The following is a 14,547-nucleotide window of genomic DNA, read 5'->3' on the forward strand; positions in this document are numbered from 1 at the left end:
GAGTTCATTATAGACTGACTTGTTTGGATTGTAAAGCACTTGCAGAGAAACTCTCCCTTCCCCATAAACCCTCGGGCTGAGCGTATCCTCGACTTAGGTCTAGGTTGAAAAACCGTCCCCAGTCCGTTTTGGATAACCCGTAATCATCCTAGAATAGAGACATAAGGTTGATCAAATGAGAGGCGGTGAAATATTCAATGAGAACCAATCGACCGAATGTATTCGCTTTTGTACTGATTGCCCTTGGCGCACTGATTCTGCTGGGCAAATTAACTCCTTTCCTGGGCAGCCTGTTCGGACTGGTGATTGCGATTGTCATGATCGGTCTCGGCTATTACGGGATTCGACGGGGGAACGCCTTCTTCGGATGGCTGGTGTTGATTTTCGGGGTCATTTCCTTGATCTCCAAGCTGGCCTGGCTGATCGTTCCGCTCTTAGGTATTGGATTAATCGTTTACGGTATCTCTTCCTTAAGAAGCAAACGGAGTTACTGATTGATTAAATACATGCAGATGAACTTGAATGTGAACCGAAAGGTTAGGAGGGAAGGATGTCATGAGTGTATTTCGTCGAGTACGAGATATTACGGTAGCTACTCTAAATGAGAAGTTGGAACAATCGCAGGATCCGGTTCGCTTGATCGACCAATTTCTGATAGAAACGCGTCAGGAAATTGCGGAAGCCGAGAAGCTTCATTATCAATACAGCGGACATGCGAAGCAATTGAAGCAGCAGGTCGATCAAGCCAAGGTGATGCGCGACAAACGTGAGGAACAAGCGCTGCTTGCTTTGAAAGCAGGCGAGGAGCACTTGGCGAAGCTGGCCCTGCAGGAGAAGATGCTGTACGAGGAAAAGGTTGAGCAATACACCGAGCTGTACACGCAAAGCATGGAATCGCTGCAGGAGCTTGAAGCTCAACTCAACGAATTGAAGACCGAATATCAAGTCGTATACAACAAACGGCAGTACTACTACGCAAGAATGGAGACGCTTCGTTTACAGCAGCGGATGAACCAGCGGATGAACGGTTACGGCATGCAGGATGTGCCGAAGATGTTCCATCGCTTGGAGGACCGGGTATCCGATATGGAATGGGAAGCCCGCAGCCTGCGCGAATTGCGGAGAGCAGGTTCGGATTTCTTGAACCAAGCCGGTTCCGCTGTTCAATCATCTCTGGAACAGGAGCTCTCCCGCTTGAAGCAGAAGCTAAATAACCAGCGAGAGGAGTAAGAATCGATGGGAAGACCCTTATACCGATCCAGACGAGATCGCTGGATCAGCGGTTTGATCGGAGGGCTCGGAGAATATTTCGGAATTAACGTCGGTGTGCTCCGGTTGATCGCTTTTCTCAGCATATTTTTTACCGGCGGGACAACGATCTTCATTTACTTCATCGCTACCTTGGTAATATCCAAGGAGCCTTATCAGCCCCACGATCCGTACTATCATGGCGGATGGCCGGGCAGCGGCCCGCATCCGGGTTACGGCGGTAAACGCCGGGACTTCTACGAGGATCAACGCTTTGGTCCCCGTCCACCGTACGGTAATCCAACCGGTAATACTTACGGAACCCAGCCGCCGCAATACGGCGCAAGTGCTTCGGGAGCCGGCTTCCAGTCCGCTCCGGGTGCATCCAGTCTGGATTCCATGATGGAAGATATTGAGAAGAAAGCCTTGAAAAAAGAGTTGGAAGAGCTGCGCAAGAAGCTCTCCGAATACGAGAAGGGAGAAGTGTAAACGATGGGAGTATTCAAAAGAATTAAAGATATTACGAAAGCGTCTGTAAATGATTTGCTGGATAAGGTGGAAGACCCGATTGTCATGCTGAACCAATACCTGCGCGATATGGAGGCTGAAATTCGCGACGCCGAAGTGACTGTTGCGAAGCAAATGGCCAACGAGCGCCGGATGAAGCAACGTCTGGATGAAGCGATCCGTATCGCTGCACAACGGGAGGCTCAAGCTGAGCTGGCCCTCCGCAATGGGCAGGAGGAAGTTGCCCGCAAAATGCTGGAGGAGAAAATCCATTACGACCAGAAGCAAACGGAATTCGCCGAGCTGCACGCGCAAGCTGAAGCACATGCTGCCGAGCTCAAACAGCAGCTGCACGATATGAAAGACGAGTTCTATAAACTGCGCAACAAACGGAACGAGCTGGTAAGCCGTGCGCAAATGGCGAAAGCCAGAAAGCAAATGTCGCAAATCAGCACGCTGCATACGATCGAAAGCGGCAACGCTTCACTCGGATTCCACCGGATGGAAGAGAAGATCATGCAACTGGAAGCAGAAGCTGAAGTTGCGGGCATGGTTTATCGTGGATCCTCGTCTTCCCCTTACATCAGCCCGGCCGATGCCGAGAAGCAGTTGAAAGTGGATGCGCAGCTTGAAGCGCTGAAAGCAAAATTGAACCCGTCCGCAGCTCGCGAAGAAGACAAGGAATAGCTACACGTCCGCTGGACATTGTGATATTCTAAATACTGGTGAAGCCATACGGTATGGGAGGCCATGCCGTTATGGCTTTTTACAACTCTATGAACCTGCTGGGAGGTGCGGCACATGGATACAAGGAAAAGGTTCTTAGCCATCGGCTTAATCGGATTTGGCTTACTGTTGATTTTCGGGAAATGGCTGAGTTTCTTTACCATTGTCGCCCTCTTTTTGCTCGGGTTCGGTATATATAAAATCCGGCAGGGGGAACAGGTCAAGACCGGCTATATCTTAATGGCGATCGGCGGCGGACTCATACTGCTGGATCATTTCATGCTGATCTTGGCGATTCTGATGATCTCGCTGGGGTACTACTACGCGAAAGTTCGCAAAACCCAACCGCAAGGCAATTACGTGCAGAAGCAAAACATCACCTCCAGCGTCCGTTGGGATCGCGATCCGTGGAACTTGCGGAACACAAGCATGTGGCATGTGCTTGGCGAGCTTGACATCGATTTATCGCTGGCGATGATGGAAGGCGGGCATAACGTCCTCATGTTTCAAGGGATTGTCGGGGATGTGGATTTAGTGATTCCGGAAGATTACGGCGTGGAGATCGAAGCGTTCGTCCTGTTCGGGCAAATCGATTTCAGCCACGATAAAGAGACGGGCATGCTCAATCGGCTGTATTGGAAGTCGCCGAATTACGAGACCCGTGACCAAAAAGTGAAAATCATCATTTCCTATCTTGTAGGAGATGTCGATATACGATTACTTTAAGACAGGAGGAAACGTCCCGCATGAAATCGAAAAAGCCAAGCAACATGGTCTCCCGCAGCATGCGCGGAGGGATTCTCCTGTCTATTATTACGATGGCAGCCACCATTTATGTGATGTATACATATGGGTATTTTCAGCCTCAACCGTCCTGGGCGACGGCCATTAAAGCCGGCACGATGCTGCTCTCACTGCTTCTTATCATCGGCGCAGCTCACGGGTTCTTTCTAGGGTATCGCCCCAAACGACAGATTGACGGTTTGCGTGAAGCTTTGTTGCAATGGGAGAAGGGCAATCAGACTGGGAGCGTACCTAAGCTTGGCGAAGACGAACTGGGCCGACTGGCAGAGCAGCTGGAACGGATCGGCAAACGCTGGGAGGAGCAGGTGTCCTCGCTCCAGCGGTTGTCCACGCACAACGCCCAGTTGGCCGAGCAGGCCCGGGTATCGGCGATTGTGGAGGAGCGGCAGCGGCTGGCCCGGGAATTGCATGACGCCGTATCCCAGCAACTGTTCGCTATCTCGATGACGGCTACGGCCGTGGGGCGTACGCTGGAGAAGGATTTTGATAAAGCGCAGCGCCAGGTCGAGCTCATTGAGGAGATGGCTTCGGTGGCGCAGTCCGAAATGCGCGCGCTGCTGTTGCATTTGCGTCCGGTCTATCTCGAAGGCAAGGAATTGTCGCAGGGCTTAAGCGATTTGGTTAAAGAGCTGAAGACGAAGGTGCCGATGGATTTAACCTTGGAGATCGACGAGGATTTGAATTTAGGCAAAGGAATTGAAAACCATCTGTTCCGCATCATCCAGGAAGCGATGTCCAATACGCTGCGCCACGCCAAGGCGGACAAGATGGAGATACGAATTCACCGCCGAGGCGAAGCGGTCAAGGTGACGCTGCGCGACAACGGGATCGGCTTCGAGTTGGATGACAAGAAGCAAGCATCCTACGGCTTGTCAACGATGCAGGAACGCATTCACGAGATCGGCGGATCGATTCAATTTATCACTGCGCCCGGTAAAGGGACGCGCATTGAGATATCCGTTCCACTAATTCATGAAGAAAGCGGGGATGAGGGCAGTCATGGAGATGGAAGACAAGGAGATTAAAGTACTGCTTGTGGATGATCATGAGATGGTCAGAATTGGTCTGGCGGCGGTGCTGGGCACGGAAGAAGGAATCGAGGTCGTTGGCGAGGCCAGCAGCGGCGAGGAAGGAATTCGCCTGGCGCAGGAGTACCGGCCCGATGTCGTGCTGATGGACTTGGTGATGGAAGGCATGGACGGCATCGAAGCGACTCGTCAGCTGCTTGCGTTGCATCCGGACTGTAAAGTCATCGTGCTCACCAGCTATCTTGATGACGAGAAGATGTATCCTGTGATCGAAGCCGGGGCGTTTAGCTATTTGTTGAAGACGTCACGCGCATCCGAGATCGCCGAGGCAATTCGCGCTGCGGCCCGCGGTCAATCGGTATTGGAGTCACAGGTTGCTTCCAAAATGATGAATCGGTTCCGCCAACCCAAGGTGGAGGCACCGGCTCACGAAGAGCTGACAGAACGCGAAATGGACGTTCTGCGTTTGCTGGCTCAAGGAAAATCCAATCAGGATATCGCCGACGAGCTGATCATCGGGATTAAGACGGTGAAGTTCCATGTCACCAATATTTTGGCGAAGCTTGGCGTCGAGGACCGCACGCAGGCGGCCATTTACGCATACAAAAACGGGTTGGCGGAGTGAATCTCTGCCGACCCGTTTTTATTGTTTCAACACTTTATGAGAGGAGGAGTGGATTAGGTTGACCTCGACATGGACTTGATCCAATTCCATGATAGAAATTAGAGGCTTTCCTTGGGAACGAAGCTTCTTCCAACGCTCCTGATCATGGCGGTAGATTATTTCTTCCAGATTGTATAGATCGATCTGCTTTGCCTTCGCTGCGTCGAAGGAACGCCTGATTTCGCGTTCAATCGTCTCTGCGGCCGCAGCACGGAGGCGTGCGGATGTTATTCCGCTGTCCGCCGCTAATTCTGTGATATAGGCCTTAGCACGCACATTCAAATTAACTCGAATCGGGTCGTTTTCCGGACCGATTTGAATGTCCGGATCGCGATGAGCGATATTGATCGTTACCGGGGCTCCTTCATCTAGAACTAAGGGCAAGGGGAAGCTGATCATTCGTCGGAACTTCACGTATCTAGCCCCCTGAAGCATTTCCGAATCAACCAGTCCCCGGTTTTTGCCCTGCGCGATGGCATATGCACCGACAAGCTTGACTTGAGGAGTAGGTTCGCCATCCCCCTTCCAGACCCCTTCGGTCCAGCTGACCAAGGGTAACAGCTTTGTCACTGCTGGCTCCTTCACGCCGTCCATTAGTTTGATTAGTCGGAGGGGCTCGACGTAAGAATAAAGTTTAAATAATTCTTCCGGGTCCAGCAGTGCTGAGTTGAGCACCGACTCATTCAGCAGGGAGATGCTCTTGAGTATGTCAGGTAATTTCTGGTCGGTACCAAACACCCAAGGCGTGTACCGAAGATCGCGGGTTTGGATCAAGCCGTTGACAGCTTCGGGCAGATGCTTGTCCAACAGCGCTTTGGAGAAGATGATCGTTCGCACATGTGTCCAGGATGTTCGTTGCTGGGAGGCGGGATAGAGCGAAATCAAAGCCTCGTCGATCGTCCTTCCTTCGCTTTTTCCGATCCAAACCTCCCCATGTCCCGTTTCAACTGCTCCCTCTTGCTTCGCGATATCGGAAAAGTCCAGCAGTTGGGCATAGATGACGAAACGGCCATTCTCATAATCGACACCCAATGCGGTGATAAAGTTGATATTTTGCGCCTCCTTCATATCCCAACAGCCTGTCAGCAGCAGGATCAGCGCAAGGAACACGGGAATCACTCTCAAGGTTTGTCCCTCCTTGCGGTTTGATCCCGAGGCCGCAGAATCCGGGGGCGGTGCTTCACTGAATTCGACGGCTTCTTCAGAACCGCCTCAGCAAAGTCTTTTTTCACGAACGGAGAGAATGGTGACAGATAAGGCACCCCATAAGACTCTAATGAGGCAAGGTAAAGGATCAGACCGATAAAGCCGATCAGAAATCCGAACATCCCAAAAATGGAGGACAACAACAAAATCAAGATACGCAGTTGGGATGTGGTTCCGCTTAAGGTCTGATTCTCTAAGGTGGAGCTGGCTACGATAGAGATGGCCGCAGTAACGATAATGGTCGGTGAGGTAATCCCGGCGCGGATGACAGCATCTCCGATAATCAGGCCGCCGACAACCGTGATTGTCTGCCCCATGGCTTGGGGGAGTCTTTTGCCTGCCTCATTAAATATCTCGAACAAAAATAACATCATGAAGGTTTCAAACGGGACCGGAAACGGTAAGCCATGCCGCGACTTGCTGATGGTGGCCAGCAGCGGGACGGGAATTTGCTCCAGATTAAAACTGGTTAACGCGACATAGAAGCCCGGGAGAAACAGTCCGATCGCGAGCCCGATGAGTCTGAGCACTTTTTGCACGGACACAATGTAGTAAGGGTTGTTGGCATCTTCCGGTGAAATCAACAGATTCATCATGGTTACGGGAGCCACGATCGCAATGGGGTTCCCGTCCGCCAACACGGCGAATCGGCCCGCCAGCAAGGCATCGGCAACGTAGTCCGGTCTCCCTGAGTAATCGGTCAGCGGGAATATAGCTCGTTTATGCGCGCCTTTGACGATGGATTCGAGATACGAGGTGCCAATAATCGCATCGGTGTCTATCTCATTCAATCGCTTTCGAGCCTCTTCGAGAATATCCGGATTGATGACATCTCGAATATAGAACAGCGCGATGCGCGTTTCGCCCCGCGTCCCTTTGATAATCTCCTCGACACCCAGGGAAGCGGTCCGCAGCCGTTTTCGAATTAATCCGATGTTGGTCGATAAGTTCTCGGTAAAGCCATCACGGGCTCCTTTGACGGCCGATTCTGTGCTGGCTTCTTCGGGGGAACGGCCAGGTGGATTCGAGATATTGCAGCTGAAGAAGGTCTGGTTATGTTCAAAATAAAGAACCAGTCTTCCGGAGTAAACTTGAAGAGTAAGATGATGCAGCAAGTCCGATTCTTCGATCCGATTTAACGGTAAATAGGGATTACGTCCAAGTGCGTCAATCTCGAGGTTGGCCTGGTCCCGACACAGATCAGCAAGCCGGGGATAGATCACCTCGTTTAGCTGTTTCAAATCCGTCATTGGCTCACAATAGATTAACGTGATCGCATGCCCTGACCCCATTTCGGCAGCAAACGGGCGAAGCTTGACATCGGAAGAAGGCTGGAAATAATTGATCAGGTACGGAATGTCGATCTTGTTTGATGGTTGACCGGATGGTCGATCGCTGGCATTCATGTGGATCCTCCTTTCCTGTGTGTTCTGAATAAAGCGGCAGCAGTAATGAAGAGCGTCATGAACAGCAGGAAACAGGCGTTAATCGGGAATATGTAACGAATCATCAGATGCTGAAACAGGATGTCGGTCATGGTGTAACAGCTAAGTAGAATCAGGATGACCGTGAGGACGGCGAGTAACGTAGGTCTCCAGCGGGGATTTTGCTTCTTCCACATGTCTGCGATGACGATCAGCGCAAAGGAAATGCGGATCACGGTGCCGGACAGCCATTGATAAATCGAGAAGAAATCGGTTTGCGATACGTATTTGCCAAACCCGGCAATTCTCCACTCCTCATACGCTGGATAACGTTGGACCGCCGCCTCAAACGGATTAAACTCGACAATCGCGCCGGTCAGGGGTCCCAGCGTCAAACCAAACAGGATCAGACTGAACACAATGAGCTGAATTCGGGTTAACGGGGCCTTTAGGTAGGGTTGAAGAAAAAAGACAAAGAAGATCTCGAACAACCCGGCACAGGCGTACCATACTCCTTTAAAAACCGGAATCCATCCTTGTTCCAAAAGAGGGAACAGCAGACTGTAATCTTTAAATTCGATGTTGACGATCGCGACATAGAAGCCGAGCAGGACGACAAGCGGCAGCAAGATACCGGAGGTCACCGCGATCGTTTTCATGCCCTTCAATGCTCCAACGAAACATAGCAGCATCAAGATCGACGAACTGGCTATAACCGGAGTGTAGGGCAGAAACGTCACCTTCATCCACATGACGGTATCGTATAAACTGAACCACGCCGTAGCGAAGAAGAAGACGGTGATCACCCAGCGAAATCCAAAAGCAGGAATTCGGCCCAGTCGATGGCGAATCCAATCGGGGAGAGGTTGGGTTCCAATCCGGGACGAAGCGTAGTAAGTAAGCCAAACTACAATTGCAAATGGCACGGCGGACAGTATCACGGAAAACCAAGCATCCCGTTTGGCGATTTGCAGCAAGGCCGGTATGATGAAGACATGGTTCGTGATCCCGATGGCCAGCATCAACGTCATGATAGCCTGCAGGTTCGTAGCTTTCGGTGAGCGGATCATAAGCTTCTCCCATCCTGATAGATTCTGGCTCTACTCATTGAGTTATTATTCGCAGAGGAGGCGCGTGACATGCAAAACCGCAAGATATGGAGTATCGGGGTGTTGATCCTCGTGTGCGCGATGCTGCTGGTCGGCTTGCAACGGATCCAATCGATCGAGACGAGCGAAATAGCCGAGATGACCGAGCCAGAAGCGGATGCCTTAGATCCACTGAAAGACGCGGAGCAGCAGTTGGACGCGCTGGTTGCGATAGGAGAGGCCGTAACGTCGAATCCGTTTCGTATCACCGTAAAATGGCAGGGGGATTGGGACTCGCTGCTCTCCTCAGAGGAAGCGGCGGGGGTATTAGCCACCCGACTGGGGCTGTCGAGTCCAGAGTCGGGAATGGTTCAAGGGAGAACCGTGTATCAGTCACAAGGTCAGATCGAAGGAATTCACGCCGAGCTAGATTTGGTCACGCTGGAAGAGGGCAAGCATTACGCGATGCTTCGACTGGAAGCGGCCGGTGAGGATCCGGCGCTATGGAAGCAACTTCAAGAAGCCCAACGGATGGCAGGGGAATCACTGGCGGATGAAGGCGTCGATCCAAGATGGAATGCAGCGATACAGGGGATGGCCTGGCCTGCATCCGTGAAAGAGGAGGGGGAAGGCTCCGGCGATTCTGTGCTGGCTGCGACGCTTGACCGCTTGGAATCGCAAATCAAGCGATCCGCCAAATTGAAGTTGAAGCAAGTTGAAGCGTTTGGGGACGAAGGAACGGCCAGCCGTACGTATCGGGTGGATGCCTTGCCAATCACGATCCTCAGCGGGGAGCATCACGTGGCGTTGCAGGTGGCGGTTCATCGCAACAGCGGCACCGGGATGGATGAGATTACGATCGGTACGCCGCTGCTCACGGTAGAATATTAGAGAGATCATTAAAAGGAGGAACGGAGATTCGTGCAACGTCTGTTGCTGCATCAGCAAAGCTGCTCGGAAATCTTCGTCTATGAAACGGACGAGCTATATGGCGAGCGAGGGACGTTTCGCGTCCTTCAGTTCGCCAGCGAGGCGGTACAAGGCGCGATGGATATGATCCGACCCGAACGGATCATACTAGAGTATCCGCGGGCGATGTTGTATTTGCTTCAGCGCCATGTTTCCGATCCCGGACGGGTGTTCATCATCGGTCAAGGCACAGGAACGATCGCCAGCCATTTGAGCGGTTGCGACGTGATTATAGCGGAGATTGATCCGCTGGTGGCGGAAATTAGCCGCCGCTTTTTCGGTTATACGGGGGATTCGGTGCGTATCGGGGACGGGCGGACTTTGCTTGAACAAGAGAAGCCCAAATCCCTCGACAGCATTATCGTGGATGCGTTCTCCGAACAGGGAACGCCGAGCCATTTGACGTCGCTTGGTTTTTTTCAGTTGGCGGCGGAAAGACTGGATGAGGAAGGGATCCTGCTGCTCAATCTATTCGGACGCGGGGCTGAGGACGCTTGGATTGCGGCGCTTACTGCCACGTTACGAGAAGTGATGGAGGATGTCCGGGTGTTTACGCTGCCGGCAACGGAGCCTCACGAACCCCGGAATATGCTGCTCGCGGGCAGCCGTAAGCCGATCCAGTATCAAGCCCACGGCATGGCCGGATTTGTAGAGGTCGAGCCTCCAGCGGGGTATATCATTTATGACCCTGTCTCATTATAGATAGATGATGGAATCCGTCTGGCGAATGTGCTAAAATGGCATCACATCCCGTGATGCCTTGTAAAGAGATGTCATTGATCGGGAATGAAGTTTAAAAATTACCAATCTTACATAGAAAGAATGAGGAGCTATGGCTGACAATTTCTCACAACCCACAGTTCAGCCCCCAGGGGCGGTATTTTTTATTTTCGGAGCTACCGGAGATTTAGCGCGCCGTAAGCTCTTCCCGGCTATCTATTCCTTGTATCGTGAAGGGAAACTGGCCGAGGATTTCGCCGTCATCGGTGTAGCCCGTCGTCCGCGCACGGACGAAGAATTTAAGGAGGATCTGTATCGGTCAATTGAGGAATTTTGCCGGTACAAGATCGACGACCAGGAGCATTGGGGGCGCTTCGCGCAGCATTTCTCCTATAAATCGCTCGACATCAATAACGTTGACGGTTATCACGAATTGAGAGAACTGACCGAGTCTGTGGAAGCACGGTTTGGGATTCCCGGAAATCGTCTGTTCTACTTGGCATTGGCACCGGAGCTGTTTGGCAGCGTCTCTTTTAACCTGCAGAAGGGCGGCATGTTAGATACGAGCGGCTGGCACCGGTTGGTAATCGAGAAGCCGTTTGGCTATGATCTGCAGTCTGCTCAGAAGCTGAATGAAGAGCTGAGCCAGGTGTTTAAAGAAGAGGAAATTTACCGGATCGATCACTATCTCGGCAAGGAAATGGTGCAGAACATTGAAGTGATTCGCTTTGCGAATGCGTTCTTCGAACCGCTCTGGAACAACAAGCATATTGCCAATGTGCAAATTACGCTCAGCGAGACGGTTGGCGTGGAAGAACGCGGCGGATATTACGATCATGCCGGTGCATTGCGTGACATGGGGCAGAACCATATGCTGCAAATGCTCACGATGATCGCCATGGAGCCGCCTAGCCGCTTGTATGCGGAGGATATCCGCGACGAGAAGGTGAAGGTGCTGCGCTCGTTGCGTCCGTATGAGTCGGTGCAAGAAGTGAAGGAGAACGTGGTACGCGGGCAATATATCGCTGGGGAAGCGAGAGGCAAGAAACTGCCGGGTTATCGTGAGGAGGACAAGGTTGATCCGAACTCCAATACCGAGACGTATTTTGCAGCCAAAGTGTTCGTCGACAACTTCCGTTGGGCCGGCGTACCGTTCTATATTCGCACCGGGAAGCGGCTTCCAGTCAAAACGACGGAAGTCGTGGTGGAATTTAAGGCGATGCCAACGAATGTCTACCTCGGTCAAAAGCACACGCTGGAGCCGAACCTGCTCGTGATTCGCGTCAATCCGATGGAGGGCATTTACATCAAGATTAATGCCAAGAAGCCGGGTTCGGAATCGCAAATCCAGCCGCTTGCGATGGACTTTTGCCAAAGCTGTCTGGTGGGGATCAACTCGCCGGAAGCTTACGAGCGCTTGATCTACGATGCAGCTCAAGGGGATTCGACGTATTTCACCCGTTGGGACGAAGTAGCGGCGGCGTGGGCCTTTGTGGATCGAATTGCTGCGGCTTGGCAGCAAAATCCGTCCGACATCAGTACGTATCCTGCCGGCTCTTGGGGGCCGAAGGAAGCGGACGAGCTGCTGGCGAAAGACGGCTTCCACTGGTGGCCGGTGAACGGCCAAGAGGAAGACAATGTCATTTGGATCAACCCGAATTAATGCTGTGTTGACCGTGAACGATCCGGCCTATGGGCGAATAGAATAGGTTGAGCTGGAAACACCTTCATGTCCTGTCAGGGCGTAAGGTGTTTTTGCTTAACGGAAGGACAAAATATGTTACAATAGAGAACGTGAATTTGTGGACGAGAGGAAAGTGAGCATGAGCAAAGCATTGGACCAAGTGCTGCAGCAGGAAGTGGACAAACGGCGTACGTTTGCAATCATTTCCCACCCGGACGCCGGGAAAACGACGCTGACCGAAAAACTGCTGCTGTTCGGCGGCGCAATTCGCCTCGCCGGATCGGTCAAGGCGCGCAAAGCGAGCAAACACGCGACAAGTGACTGGATGGAAATCGAGAAGCAGCGGGGGATTTCCGTTACTTCTTCCGTCATGCAGTTTGATTATAACGGGCATCGAGTGAACATTTTGGATACACCGGGCCACCAAGACTTCTCGGAGGATACGTACCGGACGCTGACTGCTGCAGACAGCGCCGTCATGTTGATCGACGTGGCGAAGGGCGTGGAGGCACAGACGATCAAGCTGTTCCAGGTCTGCGCGAAACGGGGGATTCCGATATTCACCTTCATTAACAAGCTCGACCGGGAAGGTCGGAACCCGTTTGAATTGATGGAGGAAATCGAGCAGGTGCTGGGCATCCGCTCCGTGCCGATGAACTGGCCGATTGGGATGGGCCGCGAGCTGTCGGGGGTCTATGACCGGATGAAGAATCAAGTGGAGCTGTTCCAAGGAGACGACCACTCCACGATTCAGGTGAAGAAGGTGGAGGGGTATACGGATCCGGTGATCCGCGAAATCGCTGGTGAATATCTCCATGACCAGCTGTGCCAGGACCTGGAGCTGTTGGACGTCGCCGGGGACCCGTTTGATTATGAGAAGGTTCGCAACGGTGAATTAACGCCAGTGTTTTTTGGCAGTGCGGTTAATAATTTTGGCGTGCAGACGTTCCTGGAGAACTTCCTGCAGCTGGCTCCTAAGCCAACGCCGCGGCGCAGTACCGAAGGTCTAGTTGAACCTACGAACGAGAAGTTCTCGGGGTACGTGTTCAAAATCCAGGCGAACATGAACCCGGCGCACCGCGACCGGATCGCCTTCCTGCGTATTGTTTCAGGCAAGTTCGAACGCGGCATGACCGTGAAGCATGTGCGGGCGGGCAAGGAGATCAAGCTGTCTCAACCGCAGCAATTCCTGGCTCAAGATCGGGATATCGTCAGCGAAGCGTACCCTGGGGATATTGTTGGGTTGTTTGACCCGGGGATTTTCCGGATTGGGGATTCGCTAAGCCAAGGCAGCGAAATCGTATTTGACGAGCTGCCGACGTTCTCGCCGGAGATTTTCGCCAAGGTGACGGTCAAGAACGCGCTGAAGCATAAGCAATACCAGAAGGGGATTGACCAACTGACCGAGGAGGGCACCATTCAGGTATTCACCACGGTTGGATTCGAAGATACACTGCTCGGCGTGGTTGGGCAGCTGCAGTTCGAAGTGTTCGAGTACCGGATGAAAAATGAATATGGTGTGGAAGTTCAACTGCAACGGATGCCGTATCAGTTCGCACGCTGGATTGTGGGCGACAAAATCGACCCTTCCAAGTTCCGGATCAATTCCACGCTGGTGAAGGATAAGAAAGGCAACTATGTCGCGCTGTTCGAAAATGAATACGCGATGCGGACGGCGATGGAGAAAAATCCGGATGCGAAGTTCCTGGAGACCGCACCTTAAGATGTGAAGGTTCGCCGCCTTTCGGACAGAGGAAAGACCGCCCTGGGATAGGGCGGTCTTTTTGGGTTGTAGCGGGCAGTTCTATTTCAATGGTTTGAGGCTAGCCTGATCCACTTGCTGCTTGAGCACGGATACCAGTTCATTCTGTTTGGACGTATCGATATGCTTCCAGATCGTTTCGAAGACGACGCCAAGACCCGGCAGTGCGGCTTCCTGAGCGTCGATCGATCCCTCGATCATCTCCCGCAGCCCTTGCTCGTCTTTGCCGTGAATTTTGTGCATAATCGCTTGACGCAGGTCGAGTGTAATGGATGGCACGTAGTTTCCCTCCTTGAAATATGTGACTTGCCCGGTGTTAATTTGCCCGATTGAACCGGGGAAAATGCGTGGATACGGGGAAAGGTAAATCGTTCGTGCCGTGGTCTGGACGTGGAGTGAACGTGATCTGGACATGGTCTGCGTGCAAATGTGATCTGGACGTGGTCTGCATGTGATATGCGTGTGATCTGCATGTGATCTACGTGCGATCTGCATTCGATGTGCAAGCGATCTGTATGTGATCTTAACGTGCTCGTGATGTAACGGACCGTAACGACGTTATTTGTTCATTTCCCGGATATTTCCCGTTGTAACGGACTACAGGGCTCTTATTGGGCTCTTTTGGCGAGGATTACACTGGTTTGGTCTGAAATAAGGTCTTCTCGGTCCGTAAGAATCAGGGAAATCGGCTAAGCTAATAAATAACGCCCCTGGTGT

General features: G+C 52.3%; 15 protein-coding genes. 11 read left to right on the forward strand and 4 right to left on the reverse strand.

Features of this window, described 5'->3' with window-relative positions:
- Positions 1 to 197: 197 nt before the first annotated feature.
- The 7 genes from PBA01S_RS15750 to PBA01S_RS15780 all read left to right on the forward strand — a co-directional run bounded on the left by PBA01S_RS15750 (position 198) and on the right by PBA01S_RS15780 (position 4,938).
- Complete coding sequence (locus PBA01S_RS15750; RefSeq protein ID WP_127576312.1) at positions 198 to 494, forward strand: hypothetical protein; 297 nt, start codon at positions 198 to 200, stop codon at positions 492 to 494.
- A gap of 61 nt (positions 495 to 555) precedes the next feature.
- A complete protein-coding gene (locus tag PBA01S_RS15755; protein WP_127576313.1) occupies positions 556 to 1,230 on the forward strand; it encodes a PspA/IM30 family protein in 675 nt (224 codons plus the stop codon).
- Between the two features lie 6 nt (positions 1,231 to 1,236).
- Positions 1,237 to 1,737 (forward strand): PspC domain-containing protein, encoded by a 501-nt coding sequence (locus tag PBA01S_RS15760; protein WP_127576314.1) that lies wholly within the window; start codon positions 1,237 to 1,239, stop codon positions 1,735 to 1,737.
- Positions 1,738 to 1,740: 3 nt separating this feature from the next.
- Positions 1,741 to 2,442, forward strand: coding sequence for a PspA/IM30 family protein (locus PBA01S_RS15765; protein ID WP_085170631.1), 702 nt, complete (start codon positions 1,741 to 1,743; stop codon positions 2,440 to 2,442).
- A gap of 114 nt (positions 2,443 to 2,556) precedes the next feature.
- Positions 2,557 to 3,207 carry a cell wall-active antibiotics response protein LiaF gene (gene liaF / locus PBA01S_RS15770; protein ID WP_028538811.1) on the forward strand — a complete coding sequence of 217 codons (651 nt, stop codon included), beginning with the start codon at positions 2,557 to 2,559 and terminating at the stop codon, positions 3,205 to 3,207.
- 20 nt (positions 3,208 to 3,227) lie between these two features.
- Complete coding sequence (locus PBA01S_RS15775; protein ID WP_016310895.1) at positions 3,228 to 4,310, forward strand: sensor histidine kinase; 1,083 nt, start codon at positions 3,228 to 3,230, stop codon at positions 4,308 to 4,310.
- Positions 4,285 to 4,938 (forward strand): response regulator transcription factor, encoded by a 654-nt coding sequence (locus PBA01S_RS15780; protein WP_028538810.1) that lies wholly within the window; start codon positions 4,285 to 4,287, stop codon positions 4,936 to 4,938. The genes PBA01S_RS15775 and PBA01S_RS15780 overlap by 26 nt, the downstream gene beginning before the upstream one ends.
- Positions 4,939 to 4,956: 18 nt before the next feature.
- On the opposite strand, the gene PBA01S_RS15785 is transcribed toward PBA01S_RS15780, so the two are convergent.
- Genes PBA01S_RS15785 through PBA01S_RS15795 form a run of 3 tightly spaced genes read right to left on the reverse strand, consistent with a single transcriptional unit; the run spans position 4,957 to position 8,677 of the window.
- Positions 4,957 to 6,096 carry a Ger(x)C family spore germination protein gene (locus PBA01S_RS15785; protein ID WP_255315377.1) on the reverse strand — a complete coding sequence of 380 codons (1,140 nt, stop codon included), beginning with the start codon at positions 6,094 to 6,096 and terminating at the stop codon, positions 4,957 to 4,959.
- Between the two features lie 2 nt (positions 6,097 to 6,098).
- Complete coding sequence (locus PBA01S_RS15790; protein ID WP_255315374.1) at positions 6,099 to 7,589, reverse strand: spore germination protein; 1,491 nt, start codon at positions 7,587 to 7,589, stop codon at positions 6,099 to 6,101.
- The gene (locus tag PBA01S_RS15795; protein ID WP_127576316.1) at positions 7,586 to 8,677 is read right to left on the reverse strand and encodes an endospore germination permease; all 1,092 of its coding nucleotides are present in this window, start codon (positions 8,675 to 8,677) and stop codon (positions 7,586 to 7,588) included. Before PBA01S_RS15795 ends, PBA01S_RS15790 begins: the two co-directional genes overlap by 4 nt.
- Before the next feature lie 69 nt (positions 8,678 to 8,746).
- On the opposite strand from PBA01S_RS15795, the gene PBA01S_RS15800 reads away from it, so the two are divergent.
- The 4 genes from PBA01S_RS15800 to PBA01S_RS15815 all read left to right on the forward strand — a co-directional run bounded on the left by PBA01S_RS15800 (position 8,747) and on the right by PBA01S_RS15815 (position 13,791).
- Positions 8,747 to 9,586, forward strand: a complete 840-nt coding sequence (locus PBA01S_RS15800) for a YwmB family TATA-box binding protein (protein WP_028538807.1) — start codon at positions 8,747 to 8,749, stop codon at positions 9,584 to 9,586.
- A gap of 30 nt (positions 9,587 to 9,616) precedes the next feature.
- Complete coding sequence (locus PBA01S_RS15805) at positions 9,617 to 10,366, forward strand: spermidine synthase (RefSeq protein ID WP_085170630.1); 750 nt, start codon at positions 9,617 to 9,619, stop codon at positions 10,364 to 10,366.
- 130 nt (positions 10,367 to 10,496) lie between these two features.
- On the forward strand, positions 10,497 to 12,047 hold the full coding sequence (zwf, locus tag PBA01S_RS15810) for a glucose-6-phosphate dehydrogenase (protein WP_085170629.1): 1,551 nt from the start codon (positions 10,497 to 10,499) through the stop codon (positions 12,045 to 12,047).
- Between the two features lie 160 nt (positions 12,048 to 12,207).
- Complete coding sequence (locus tag PBA01S_RS15815; RefSeq protein WP_085170628.1) at positions 12,208 to 13,791, forward strand: peptide chain release factor 3; 1,584 nt, start codon at positions 12,208 to 12,210, stop codon at positions 13,789 to 13,791.
- A gap of 81 nt (positions 13,792 to 13,872) precedes the next feature.
- Here PBA01S_RS15815 and sspI read toward each other — a convergent pair whose 3' ends face one another.
- Positions 13,873 to 14,109, reverse strand: coding sequence for a small acid-soluble spore protein SspI (sspI, locus tag PBA01S_RS23190; RefSeq protein ID WP_009224726.1), 237 nt, complete (start codon positions 14,107 to 14,109; stop codon positions 13,873 to 13,875).
- Positions 14,110 to 14,547: the final 438 nt, after the last annotated feature.

The sequence above is a fragment of the Paenibacillus barengoltzii NBRC 101215 genome, assembly GCF_004000745.1.
GTDB classification, from domain to species: Bacteria; Bacillota; Bacilli; order Paenibacillales; family Paenibacillaceae; genus Fontibacillus; species Fontibacillus barengoltzii.